This is a genomic window from Buttiauxella agrestis (assembly GCF_900446255.1).
GTDB classification, from domain to species: Bacteria; Pseudomonadota; Gammaproteobacteria; order Enterobacterales; family Enterobacteriaceae; genus Buttiauxella; species Buttiauxella agrestis.
The window spans coordinates 3,311,840-3,324,831 of record NZ_UIGI01000001.1 but is presented as its reverse complement, the minus strand read 5'-3'; the positions used below and the strand labels follow the sequence as shown (position 1 = coordinate 3,324,831).

Annotated in this window: 9 protein-coding genes; 5 read left to right on the top strand and 4 right to left on the bottom strand. The window is 49.0% G+C overall.

Features of this window, described 5'->3' with window-relative positions:
- Positions 1-291: 291 nt before the first annotated feature.
- The 4 genes from dmsA to DY231_RS15785 all read left to right on the top strand — a co-directional run bounded on the left by dmsA (position 292) and on the right by DY231_RS15785 (position 5,665).
- Entirely contained in the window at positions 292-2,736 is a 2,445-nt protein-coding gene (gene dmsA / locus DY231_RS15800; protein WP_115629825.1) for a dimethylsulfoxide reductase subunit A, read from the top strand.
- 10 nt (positions 2,737-2,746) lie between these two features.
- Positions 2,747-3,364 (top strand): DMSO/selenate family reductase complex B subunit, encoded by a 618-nt coding sequence (locus tag DY231_RS15795; RefSeq protein ID WP_034494312.1) that lies wholly within the window; start codon positions 2,747-2,749, stop codon positions 3,362-3,364.
- Between the two features lies 1 nt (position 3,365).
- Positions 3,366-4,226 (top strand): dimethyl sulfoxide reductase anchor subunit family protein, encoded by an 861-nt coding sequence (locus DY231_RS15790; protein ID WP_115629823.1) that lies wholly within the window; start codon positions 3,366-3,368, stop codon positions 4,224-4,226.
- 290 nt (positions 4,227-4,516) lie between these two features.
- Entirely contained in the window at positions 4,517-5,665 is a 1,149-nt protein-coding gene (locus DY231_RS15785; RefSeq protein ID WP_115629821.1) for an MFS transporter, read from the top strand.
- Between the two features lie 49 nt (positions 5,666-5,714).
- Here DY231_RS15785 and pflA read toward each other — a convergent pair whose 3' ends face one another.
- From pflA to ycaO, 4 genes are all read right to left on the bottom strand, one after another.
- Positions 5,715-6,455, bottom strand: a complete 741-nt coding sequence (pflA, locus tag DY231_RS15780) for a pyruvate formate lyase 1-activating protein (protein ID WP_034494315.1) — start codon at positions 6,453-6,455, stop codon at positions 5,715-5,717.
- 199 nt (positions 6,456-6,654) lie between these two features.
- Positions 6,655-8,937, bottom strand: coding sequence for a formate C-acetyltransferase (pflB, locus tag DY231_RS15775; RefSeq protein ID WP_115629819.1), 2,283 nt, complete (start codon positions 8,935-8,937; stop codon positions 6,655-6,657).
- 53 nt (positions 8,938-8,990) lie between these two features.
- Positions 8,991-9,848, bottom strand: coding sequence for a formate transporter FocA (gene focA / locus DY231_RS15770; RefSeq protein WP_115629817.1), 858 nt, complete (start codon positions 9,846-9,848; stop codon positions 8,991-8,993).
- Between the two features lie 406 nt (positions 9,849-10,254).
- Positions 10,255-12,012 (bottom strand): 30S ribosomal protein S12 methylthiotransferase accessory factor YcaO, encoded by a 1,758-nt coding sequence (ycaO, locus tag DY231_RS15765; RefSeq protein ID WP_115629815.1) that lies wholly within the window; start codon positions 12,010-12,012, stop codon positions 10,255-10,257.
- A 138-nt stretch (positions 12,013-12,150) separates the two neighbouring features.
- Between ycaO and DY231_RS15760 the strand changes: the two genes are divergently transcribed.
- A complete protein-coding gene (locus DY231_RS15760) occupies positions 12,151-12,843 on the top strand; it encodes a DUF421 domain-containing protein (RefSeq protein ID WP_115629813.1) in 693 nt (230 codons plus the stop codon).
- Positions 12,844-12,992: the final 149 nt, after the last annotated feature.

Sequence of the window (12,992 nt, the reverse complement as noted above, 5' to 3'; positions counted from 1 at the left end):
TTCTCATTCCCACAGATAATCCTCCTTTATTGATACCAGGCAATAACAAATACCCCTATATGAGTATCATTGCCTCCAGAAAGAGAGTGATGATGACAAATACAACTCATTCAGTTCCCTTATCATTTTGCCGTTTGAAGTTACATGACGTGACCGGACAGCCAATCCTGGGACTGACATAAATTAAGACACTCCTTTCTCTTTTTGGCTGAGCAACGGAAACGCGGGCCTATTTCCCTGAGTAACCTCTGCCAGCTTGTTCAAACGTGAGCACGAAACAAGTGGGTCATTATGAAAGAGAAAACTTCTAATGCGGTTCTAAGCGCACAAGTTAGCCGCCGTAAGCTGGTGAAAACCACGGCTATCGGTGGGCTTGCAGCTGCGAGCGGCGCATTAACACTCCCCTTTAGCCGTCTGGCTTTCGCACAAACTGCCGCTGATACGGTCAGTGCCGCTGAAAATGTGGTATGGAGCGCTTGCACAGTAAACTGTGGCAGCCGCTGCCCATTGCGCATGCATGTGGTCGATGGCGAAATCAAATACGTCGAGACCGACAACACCGGTGATGATGATTATGAAGGTCTACACCAGGTGCGCGCCTGCCTGCGAGGTCGTTCAATGCGTCGACGTGTCTATAACGCCGATCGCCTGAAATATCCGATGAAGCGCGTGGGTGCTCGTGGAGAAGGGAAGTTTGAGCGAATCAGTTGGGATGAAGCCTTCGATACCATTGCCAACAGCATGAAAGGCATTATCAAAGAACACGGCAACGAAGCCATTTATCTGAACTACGGCACAGGGACGTTGGGCGGCACGATGACTCGCTCCTGGCCACCAGGTTCCACGCTTATTGCTCGCCTGATGAACTGCTGCGGTGGCTATCTAAATCATTATGGTGATTACTCAACCGCGCAGATTGCTGCTGGTCTGAATTATACCTACGGCGGTTGGGCGGATGGCAATAGCCCGTCTGATATTGAAAACAGCAAACTTGTTGTGTTGTTTGGGAATAACCCGGGTGAAACGCGCATGAGTGGCGGCGGGGTAACTTATTACCTCGAACAAGCGCGTGAAAAATCTAACGCTCGCATGATTATCATTGACCCGCGTTATACCGATACCGGTGCGGGTCGTGAAGATGAATGGATTCCAATTCGTCCAGGTACAGATACCGCACTTATCTCCGCCCTCGCTTGGGTGATGATCGCTGAAAACCTCGTTGACCAGCCATTCCTCGAGAAATACTGCGTCGGTTATGACGAAAAAACGCTACCAAAAACGGCTCCGGCGAATGGCCATTACAAGGCTTATATCCTCGGTGAAGGGGCTGACGGTGTAGCGAAAACCCCGCAGTGGGCAGCAAAAATCACGGGTATTCCTGCTGAGCGCATCGTGCAACTGGCTCGTGAAATCGCCACGGCTAAACCCGCGTTTATCAGCCAGGGATGGGGACCTCAGCGCCACTCCAACGGCGAGCTGGTTTCACGCGCAATCGCCATGTTATCGATCCTGACGGGTAATGTGGGGATCAACGGTGGTAATAGCGGTGCACGCGAAGGTTCTTACAGCCTGCCATTTGTGCGTATGCCGACCCTGGAAAACCCGGTGCAAACCAGTATTTCGATGTTCTTGTGGACGGATGCTATAGAACGCGGCCCAGAAATGACCGCGACCCGCGATGGTGTGCGCGGTAAAGATAAACTCGATGTGCCGATCAAAATGGTCTGGAACTACGCCAGTAACTGTCTGATTAACCAGCATTCTGAAATTAACCGCACCCATGACATCCTTCAGGATGACAAAAAATGCGAGATGATTGTGGTTATCGACAACCACATGACTTCTTCTGCGAAATATGCGGATATCTTGCTTCCAGATTGCACCGCTTCTGAACAGATGGATTTCTGCCTCGATGCGTCTTGCGGCAACATGGCTTACGTGATTTTTGCAGGCCAGGCCATCAAGCCACGCTTTGAGTGCAAAACCATTTACGAGATGACCAGCGAGCTCGCCAAACGAATGGGGGTTGAGCAGCAATTTACCGAAGGTCGCAACCAGGAAGAATGGATGCGTCATTTGTACAAACAATCGCAAGAAGCTATTCCAGAACTCCCGAGTTTTGAAGAATTCAGCAAGCAAGGCATCTTCAAGAAACGTGACCCGGAAGGGCATCACGTTGCCTATAAAGCTTTCCGTGAAGACCCTGCTGCCAATCCGCTGACGACCCCTTCCGGGAAAATCGAAATTTACTCAGAGCAACTGGCTGAAATTGCCGCGACCTGGCAACTTAACGAAGGGGATGTCATCGATCCGTTGCCGGTTTACAGCGCTGGCTTTGAAAACTACGGCGATCCTTTGGCAGAGAAATGGCCATTACAGATGACCGGTTTCCACTATAAAGCGCGTACTCACTCAACCTACGGCAACGTGGAAGTGTTGAAGGCCGCCTGCCGCCAGGAAGTGTGGATCAACCCGATTGACGCCCAACAGCGTGGGATTAAAAACGGCGACATGATCCGCATTTTCAACGGACGTGGTGAAGTTCATATCAACGCGAAAGTGACACCGCGCATCATCCCCGGTGTTGTCGCGATGGGGGAAGGGGCGTGGTATAGCCCTGATGCCAATAAAGTTGACCATGCTGGCTGCATTAACGTGCTGACCACCCAGCGACCATCGCCACTGGCGAAAGGCAACCCATCCCACAGTAACCTCGTCCAGGTCGAGAAGGCGTAAGGAATAGCTGATGACAACCCAATACGGATTTTATATTGATTCCAGCCGTTGCACCGGTTGCAAGACCTGCGAGCTGGCTTGCAAAGATTATAAAAACTTAGGCCCGGATGTCAGTTTCCGCCGCATTTATGAATATGCGGGCGGCGACTGGCAGGAAGACAACGGTGTATGGCAGCAAAACGTGTTTGCCTATTATCTTTCGATTGCGTGCAATCATTGTGAAGATCCGGCTTGCACCAAGGTTTGCCCGAGTGGCGCGATGCACAAGCGTGAAGACGGCTTTGTGGTCGTCAACGAAGACGTGTGCATTGGGTGCCGATATTGCCATATGGCTTGCCCTTATGGCGCGCCACAGTACAACGCAGAAAAAGGGCACATGACGAAATGCGATGGTTGCTACTCGCGTATTGCTGAAGGTAAGAAACCCATTTGTGTGGAATCTTGCCCGCTGCGTGCGCTGGATATGGCTCCCATTGCTGAATTGCGTGAGAAATATGGTGAGCAGGCAGCGATAGCTCCGTTACCGTCAGCACATTTCACCAAACCAAATATCGTCATTAAACCCAACGCCAACAGCCGTCCTTGTGGGGATAAAACCGGCTACCTGGCAAACCCGAAGGAGGTGTGAGATGGGTAACGGATGGCATGAATGGCCTTTAATGGTCTTTACGGTTTTGGGGCAGTGCGTCGCAGGTGGTTTCATAGTGATGGCGCTGGCGTTGCTGACAGGCATCTCAGATCGCGTACAACAAAAGCGCGTGCGCTGGGCGATGATTGTGCTTTGGGTGCTGATGGGCATTGGCTTTATGGCCTCCGTTCTGCACCTTGGTTCACCGCTGCGGGCCTTTAACTCGCTTAATCGTATCGGTGATTCTGCATTAAGTAATGAGATTGCCAGCGGTTCGGTGTTCTTTGCTGTGGGTGGTTTCTGGTGGTTGGTTACAGTGCTGGGTAAAATGCCTCAGGCGTTGGGCAAAATCTGGATGGTGCTGACCATGATTCTGGGCGTGGTTTTCGTCTGGATGATGTGCAAGGTTTACCTGATTGATACCGTGCCAACGTGGTATAGCGTTTATACGCCGCTCACTTTCTTCCTGACGATGTTTATTGGTGGCCCACTTCTCGGTTATTTACTGCTGCGTGTTGCGGGCGTAACGGGCTGGGGGATGCGACTTCTTCCCGCTATTTCGCTCTTAGCGATTGTGGCGAGTGCAGTCGTTGTGATGTTACAGAGCACGGAACTGGCAACTATTCACAGTTCTATTGCGCAGGCATCAGCACTCGTGCCGCAATACGGTGCGTTGATGTCGTGGCGATTGCTGCTGCTTTCTGCTGCATTGATTTGCTGGATTGTTCCACAATTAAAAGGTGGGCTGGCAAACCCGGCAGTCCTGACGTTTGCATTCGTGCTGATGATTGCTGGAGAGCTTATCGGACGCGGCGTTTTCTACGGCCTGCATATGACCGTTGGCATGGCGATAGCGAGTTAATAAACTTCTGATATTAAATGCGCCTCCGGGCGCATTTTTTTTGCTCTTGCATAAGAAAATTTCATCTGAATCACCATGAAATTTTTCATCTAATCCGCTTCGATTTACAATTGCAGATGCTATCAAAAACAGAGAGATAGCATTTTGGCGTTGTACTTCGCTCGTCACTTGGATAAGTTTTTCAAATCGACGGCTTTCAAATCGTGCCAGGCCCCTTCAGCGCTGGATTGACAATCATTTTTCCAGTGGCATGATGCGCACAAATTATTCTCTTCCTCGCGGTTTTTTACATGTCCACCTATACCCGACCAGTGATGCTTTTGCTCTGTGGTCTGATGCTTTTGACCCTGGCGATAGCGGTTTTAAATACACTGGTTCCACTCTGGTTAGCTCACGGAAATCTCCCTACCTGGCAAGTCGGGATGGTGGGTTCATCGTATTTTACCGGAAACTTACTGGGGACATTGATTACCGGGTGGCTGATTAAACGCCACGGATTCAACCGTAGCTATTATCTTGCGTCGCTGATTTTTGCCACAGGCTGTGTCGGTCTGGGGTTAATGACCGGTTTCTGGAGTTGGATGATGTGGCGTTTCATCGCCGGTATTGGCTGTGCGATGATTTGGGTGGTAGTTGAAAGTGCTCTCATGTGCAGCGGGACTTCGCGTAATCGTGGACGCCTGCTGGCGGCATATATGATGGTTTATTACGTTGGCACCGTGCTGGGCCAATTGCTGATAAGCAAAATGCCGACGGATTTAGCCAGCGTTCTACCATGGGTAACAGCGCTTATTCTGACCGCGATTCTTCCGTTGTTATTCACTCGTATTGTTAATGATCGCAGTGAAAACCAGGAAGCGACATCCGTCTGGCCGATGCTCCGCCTGCACCATGCGCGTCTTGGAGTGAATGGCTGCATTATTTCTGGGGTTGTTCTCGGTTCGCTTTACGGATTAATGCCGCTATACCTGAACCATCAGGGTGTGAGTGATGCTGGTATTGGTTTCTGGATGGCAGTCATGGTCAGTGCGGGTATTGTGGGCCAGTGGCCGGTAGGGCGTCTGGCCGATCGTTTCGGCCGTTTACTGGTGCTGCGAGTTCAGGTGTTTGTGGTGATTTTGGGTTGCATGGCAATGCTCACTCATGCCGCAATGGGGCCAACGTTATTTGTACTGGGTGCCGCAGGGTTTACCCTTTATCCGGTAGCAATGGCCTGGGCTTGTGAAAAAGTTGAGCATCATCAGCTGGTGGCAATGAACCAGGCGCTGTTATTAAGTTACACCGTTGGCAGTTTGCTTGGCCCAACATTTACCTCAATGCTGATGCAAAGCTACTCGGACAGCCTGTTATTTGTGATGATTGCCGGAGTGGCATTTGTTTACTTACTGATGCTGCTGCGCAAAGCGGGGCCACATTCCACACCTATCGCCCATGCCTGATACAAAAATGGCCCTCAATTTGAGGGCCATTTTTGTTAGTTCATCAAGATCAGTACATCACTTTGTGACCGTACTGCTCCAGAATACCTTTGACGCGTTCCATGGTTTCTTTCTTCGGCGGATGTACGCCATCAAGCTTGTACTCTTCACCCATGGCGACCCATTTGTGTTTGCCCAGTTCATGGTAAGGCAAAAGCTCAATCTTCTCGACGTTGCCCATATCTCGCGTGAACTCGCCGAGGCGATGCGCAGAGTCATCATCATCAGACCAGCCGGGAACGACAACGTAGCGAATCCAGACGTTAACGTTCTTATCAGAAAGATAACGGGCAAATTCCAGGGTGCGATGGTTTGAAACGCCGACCAGATTCTGGTGAATCTCGTCGTTCATTTGCTTCAAATCCAGCATCACCAGGTCAGTCACTTCCAGCAATTCATCAATGACCGGGTCGTAACGGCGAACAAAGCCGTTTGTATCAAGACAGGTATGAATACCTTCTTTACGGCAAGCACGGAACCAGTCACGCACAAATTCAGCTTGCAGAATGGCTTCGCCGCCTGATGCTGTGACACCACCACCTGACGCGTTCATAAAGTGGCGATAGGTCACCACTTCTTTCATCAATTCTTCAACAGTAATCTCTTTGCCACCGTGCGTATCCCAGGTATCACGGTTGTGGCAATACAGGCAGCGCATCAGGCAGCCCTGGAAGAAGGTAATAAAACGAATACCGGGACCATCCACGGTACCGCAGGATTCAAAGGAATGAATTCGGCCAATTACTGACATTGCGGTGTTCTCTCCAGTATTGGTCCATGCTTTACAGCAAGAACCAGGTTGAGCGCGGTCTTTAAACAGAATGCCGCGTCGAATCAATTTTGCAAGATACCCTAAACTTAGCAGCTATCTTGCAAAATCGGTTCTGACATAAGAAAAGGCCCCACCGAGGTGGAGCCTTTATTCTACGCCTTTTCAGACAAACCGTGAATTACATGGTTTGAGTGAAGGTACGGGTAATAACGTCCTGCTGCTGTTCTTTAGTCAGGGAGTTAAAACGTACAGCGTAACCAGATACACGGATGGTCAGCTGAGGATATTTCTCAGGGTGTTCCATCGCATCCAGCAGCATTTCACGGTTCATTACGTTCACGTTCAGGTGTTGACCACCTTCGATGGACGCTTCGTGGTGGAAGTAACCATCCATCAGACCCGCGAGGTTAGTTTTACGAACTTCGTCGTCTTTACCCAGTGCGTTAGGAACGATAGAGAAGGTATAAGAAATACCATCTTTAGCGTAAGCAAACGGCAGTTTAGCAACGGAAGTCAGAGAGGCAACAGCACCTTTCTGGTCACGACCATGCATTGGGTTAGCACCTGGACCGAATGGAGCGCCAGCGCGACGACCGTCTGGGGTGTTACCGGTTTTCTTACCATAAACCACGTTAGAGGTGATGGTCAGAACAGACTGAGTCGGGATAGCGTTACGGTAAGTAGTCAGTTTCTGAATTTTCTTCATGAAACGTTCTACCAGGTCAACAGCGATGTCATCTACGCGAGAATCGTTGTTACCGAACATTGGGTATTCGCCTTCGATTTCGAAGTCTACAGCCAGGCCGTCTTCGTCACGAACAGGTTTAACTTTCGCGTATTTGATTGCAGACAGGGAGTCAGCTGCAACAGACAGACCCGCGATACCACAAGCCATAGTGCGAACAACGTCACGGTCATGCAGAGCCATCAGAGACGCTTCGTAGCTGTACTTATCATGCATATAGTGAATGATGTTCAGCGCGGTGACGTACTGTTTAGCCAGCCAGTCCATGAAGTGGTCAAGACGATCCAGAACGTTATCGTAGTCCAGAACGTCAGCCATGATTGGCGCTTCTTTAGGACCGATCTGAATTTTCAGTTTTTCATCAACGCCGCCGTTGATTGCATACAGCATGGTTTTCGCGAGGTTAGCACGAGCACCGAAGAACTGCATTTGCTTACCAACGATCATCGGGCTTACGCAGCATGCGATTGCGTAGTCATCGTTGTTAAAGTCAGGGCGCATCAGATCATCATTCTCGTATTGCAGAGAAGAGGTATCGATGGAAACTTTAGCTGCGAACTTCTTGAAGTTCAGTGGTAGTTTTTCAGACCACAGAATAGTGATGTTCGGCTCCGGAGACGGCCCCATAGTGTACAGGGTGTTCAGGAAACGGAAGCTAGATTTGGTAACCAGAGTACGGCCATCTACACCCATACCGGCGATAGATTCAGTTGCCCAGATTGGGTCACCAGAGAACAGCTCATCATACTCAGGGGTACGCAGGAAGCGAACCATACGCAGTTTCATGACCAGGTGGTCAATCATTTCCTGTGCTTCAAGCTCAGTGATTTTGCCTGCTTTCAGGTCACGTTCGATGAATGCATCCAGGAAGGTGGATACGCGACCGAAGGACATTGCAGCGCCGTTCTGAGATTTAACCGCAGCCAGGTAGCCGAAGTAAGTCCACTGAATAGCTTCTTGAGCATTTTTAGCAGGACCAGAGATATCGCAGCCATATTTAGCAGCCATTTCTTTGATCTGACCCAGAGCACGGTGTTGCTCGGAGATTTCTTCACGCAGACGGATTGTTGCTTCCAGATCTTCGCCGTTTTCCAGTTTGGATTGCAGAGAGTTGAACTGAGCAAATTTGTCTTTCATCAGGAAGTCGATACCGTACAGCGCTACGCGACGGTAGTCACCGATGATACGACCACGACCGTAAGCATCCGGCAGACCGGTGATTACGCCTGATTTACGGCAGTTCAGGATGTCTTTGGTATAAACGTCAAACACACCCTGGTTGTGGGTTTTGCGGTATTCGGTGAAGATCTTTTTAAGCATTGGGTCAAGTTCACGACCGTATACTTTGCAAGAACCTTCAACCATTTTGATGCCACCAAACGGAATAATTGCACGTTTCAGTGGAGCATCAGTCTGCAAGCCAACGATAGTTTCGAGGGACTTGTTGATGTAACCAGCATCATGGGAGGTGATGGTGGAAGCGAGGTCAGTATCGAAGTCAACAGGCGCGTGAGTGCGGTTTTCCTGTTTAACGCCTTCCATGACGTTGTCCCACAGTGTGGTAGTTGCTTCAGTAGCACCTGCCAGGAAGGACTCGTCACCCTCGTAAGGGGTGTAGTTTTTCTGAATAAAGTCACGCACGTTGACTTCATTCTGCCAGTCACCTTTGGCAAAACCTTCCCAGGCTGTGGCTAACTTTTCATTAAGCTCGGACATTTAACACCTACCTTCTAATGTGGATTTCTTATTCCCTGAACGACAGCTAGCACTTAGTGCTTATCACCACCGCGCAGATAAATTACCCAGTACGTCAACCCAACCAGTAAACCACCGCCGATGATGTTCCCGATAGTCACGGGGATTAAGTTATCAGTGATGAAGTTCAACACGGTTAAGTGTGTAAAATTGTCCGGAGACGACCCAACTGCGGTCCAGAATTCCGGGCTTGCAAAGTTGCGTACTACAATACCCATCGGGATCATGAACATGTTTGCGATACTGTGCTCAAAACCACTAGCAACAAACATGGCGACCGGGAGGATCATAGCAAACATCTTGTCCATCAAACTGCGACCGGAGTAGCTCATCCAGACAGCCAGACAGACCATCAGGTTAGCTAAAATACCGAGGCACACAGCTTCAATAAATGTGTGATGCATCTTGTGGTCTGCTGTTTGTAACACATTCAGCCCCCACGCACCGTTTGCTGTCATGTACATACCTGACAACCAAATCAACACCACAAACATCAGAGCGCCACAAAGGTTACCGATATAAACGTTAATCCAGTTCTTTGCGAGTTGACCCCATGTAATGCGGCCACTGGCTTTCGCAACAACGATTAACACCGTGGAGGTGAAAAGGTCGGCACCGCAGATGACGCAAAGGATAAGCCCTAAGGAGAAGCAAGTACCACCAATCAGTTTTGCAATCCCAAATGGAATGGTCGCAGTACCCGTGGTAGCAGTGATGTAAAAGACAAAGGCAATCGAGATGAACATGCCCGCAGTTATCGCTAAATAAAACGTGGTCAGCGGGTGTTTTGTTGCTTTATAGACGCCAGCATCTTCGGCGACTTTCGCCATAGCGGCTGGGAGCAATAGATCAAAAGGGTTGTCAGCTTTCACACTAACTCTCTCTTATTTAATTCGGCGACGAGATACTAACAAAGCATTATAGAGTAAAAATTGATATGGATCATATCTCGCCAAGCTTATAGGCCTGAAAACAGCAGGTGTTTACCCGTTTTTCAGCATAAGTGATTGATTTTGTTTATAAAAATAAAGTTTAAAGTTTATAATGTAATTTGATATTTAACCTCGGCGCTCCTGTGTCAGGTTAATTAGAATGGAGTATTTCTATAATTTGGCAACAATATTTATTGTTTTAAAATAATAATATTTTACTAATATTTAACTATTGAGTCACATATGAAATTATTGCGGTGACAATAAAAACACGGGGCAATAAAAATAGCCCCGTAATATAGCGTAAACCTTATGGTTTACGTACCTTTACTCATGGTTTATTACTTTATTTCCAAAAAGCCGCTTTTGCGCGTTGCAGTTTTTCATACGCGCCTAACAATGCCTGATGGGCTGGGAAAGCTTTCAGATCGCTGTCTACAGCTTGCAAGCCATAGAATGGTGCTTCACCGCTCAGCGCAGCACTTGCTGCTTCGACTGTTTCTGCGCCGTACATACGTACGAAGCCATTCAGATATTGCAGTGGTTGGCGGTCTTCTTCCATCGCCAGTAACAGCAGGGTTTGCAGGCAGCGATAGTAGTTCGCACGCTCAGGGCTGAAAATAGAGGCGTTGAACTCCATTGTCCATTCAGTCCAGATAAGCGCCTGTTCGGTATCACCACCCGCTAATGCCAGCATAGCTTTGAGCTCGCCAATACGTAGGGTGTACCAACCGTTGTCTTTGCCGGTAGCCAGACCGAGCAGTTCACGCACACGGGTGAAATCATCATGACCCTCTTCATCTAACTGCGAGATGAGACCCAGATAATCCTGTTTTTCCCACTCACTTCCTGGCAGCGCCAGAATGGTGTCGCGCAGGTGATAACCCATATTGTTATTGGCAAGCAGCAAATCTTCCGCGGGATAGATATCGGACATTCCAGGCACGATGATACGGCAAGCGTAAACATCCAGATGCTGGTAATCGGCGATGTACACTTCTTGATCTTCTGCGTCAAAGATGGCCATCAAAGTGGCGAATTCTTCTTCTGTTGTGCCGGAGAAACTCCAGTCAACAAACGGATAGTCAGCATCCTGCTTGAACATATCCCAGGAAATCAGGCCGCTTGAGTCAATGAAGTGAGTTTCCAGGTTCGCGTGTTCGGCCACTTCTTCGTCATCAAAAGTAGGCGGAGTGAACACGTCCAGGTCTTTCAGACCGCGGCCCTGAAGCAGTTCAGTCACGGTACGCTCTAGCGCAACACCAAAATCAGGATGCGCACCGAAGGAAGCAAAACAGGTTCCGTTTGCTGGGTTGAATAGCACAACGCAGATAACCGGATATTTGCCGCCCAACGAACCGTCATAAGCGAAGATTGGGAAACCTTCAGCTTCCAGCGTGGCAATGGATTCAACCACACCAGGATAGCGAGCCAACACTTCCTGTGGGATTTCCGGCAGGCTAATGCTTTCCGCGATAATGCGGTTTTTAATGTAACGCTCAAAAACTTCAGAAAGTCCCTGAACACGGGCTTCGTTTGCGGTGTTCCCTGCAGACATCCCATTAGAAACATACAAATTCCCGATGATGTTCATCGGAATATAGACCGTTTCTTGATCGGATTGACGGGTAAATGGAAGGGCGCAGATCCCGCGATCTTCATTACCTGATTGCAGGTCAATCAGCATGCCTGCGGTGACTTCGTTTTCAGGATCGTAGAACGCACGCAGATGGTCGTCGAGAATACCTTCTGGCAACTGCTCGTCTTCAGGAATCGGGAACCACTTCTCGTTTGGATAATGCACAAACGGGCCATTGGCAATGGTTTTGCCCAACCAGAAATCAGCGAAGAAGTAATTGGTCGACAGGCGTTCGAAATATTCGCCCAACGCGGATGCTAACGCTGCTTTTTTAGTCGCACCCTTACCATTGGTGAAGCACAGTGCGCTGTCTTTATCACGAATATGAACGGACCAGACGTTAGGGACCGGATTTAACCAGGAGGCTTCTTCTATATTAAAGCCAAGATCGGCAAGTTTGGTCTGGAAGCGAGCGATGGAGTCTTCCAGAGCGGCATCTTTGCCAGGAATAAAGGTTTGAGTCATGAGGTTTCACTTTTGTCGTACGCAAAGCGCGCAATGATACGGGTTTTAGCCAACTGACGCTATCGCCAGCGGCAAGCAGGCGGCCTTAGCATAACAGGCTATGCTTATTGTCAGTAACCTACTGTTATGGCGGTATAAATGAAGAGTTTTGATCTCCAGCGGATGGCGCTAGACAAAGTCCCTTTAGATTTTCTGTGGGAAGTGGCTTTTCGTAGCCTTTACACCTTTGTACTCGTGTTCCTGTTTTTAAAGATAACCGGGCGGCGTGGCGTAAGGCAGATGTCGTTGTTTGAAGTGTTGATAATCCTGACTCTTGGCTCAGCGGCAGGTGATGTGGCGTTTTATGACGATGTGCCGATGCTGCCTGTTTTCGTCGTATTCATGACTCTCGCATGCTTATATCGTCTGGCGATGTGGTTGATGAGCCACAGTGAAAAACTTGAAAATCTGCTGGAAGGAAAACCCGCGGTAATTATAGAAGAAGGTGAGTTTGCCTGGGAAAAAATGAAGGCTCAAAACATGACCGAATTTGAGTTCTTCATGGAACTACGCCTACATGGCGTAGAGCATTTGGGGCAGGTTCGGCTGGCGATATTAGAAACTAACGGACAGATTAGCGTCTATTACTTCCCGGATGAGTTGGTCAGGCCGGGTTTATCTATATTGCCTGAGTATTGTAGCGAGCGCTTCGAGAGGGTTCCGGAGGATGGGGAATACGCCTGTATTCGATGTAGTGAAGTAGTGACGTTAAACGCGGGAACAAAAACTCTCTGTCCACGCTGTAAACATCATCAATGGGTCAAAGCCAGCACGGCAACACGAGTCACCTGACGGGCGTTTATCGGGTGTTTAATTCAACGATTAGTTGATTCTGTTGTGTGATTTTGCGCACATTACCGCACCATGCCGTATTAACCATTGCAGCCTCAGCATCTCAATGATAAAACCGAATATGTGGTAAAACTTATGACTCTAAGCGT

Coding starts and splice junctions, on each gene's coding strand:
- dmsA (WP_115629825.1), top strand. CDS start 292: ATGAAAGAGAAAACTTCTAATGCGGTTCTAAGCGCACAAGTTAGCCGC.
- DY231_RS15795 (WP_034494312.1), top strand. CDS start 2,747: ATGACAACCCAATACGGATTTTATATTGATTCCAGCCGTTGCACCGGT.
- DY231_RS15790 (WP_115629823.1), top strand. CDS start 3,366: ATGGGTAACGGATGGCATGAATGGCCTTTAATGGTCTTTACGGTTTTG.
- DY231_RS15785 (WP_115629821.1), top strand. CDS start 4,517: ATGTCCACCTATACCCGACCAGTGATGCTTTTGCTCTGTGGTCTGATG.
- pflA (WP_034494315.1), bottom strand. CDS start 6,455: ATGTCAGTAATTGGCCGAATTCATTCCTTTGAATCCTGCGGTACCGTG.
- pflB (WP_115629819.1), bottom strand. CDS start 8,937: ATGTCCGAGCTTAATGAAAAGTTAGCCACAGCCTGGGAAGGTTTTGCC.
- ycaO (WP_115629815.1), bottom strand. CDS start 12,012: ATGACTCAAACCTTTATTCCTGGCAAAGATGCCGCTCTGGAAGACTCC.
- DY231_RS15760 (WP_115629813.1), top strand. CDS start 12,151: ATGAAGAGTTTTGATCTCCAGCGGATGGCGCTAGACAAAGTCCCTTTA.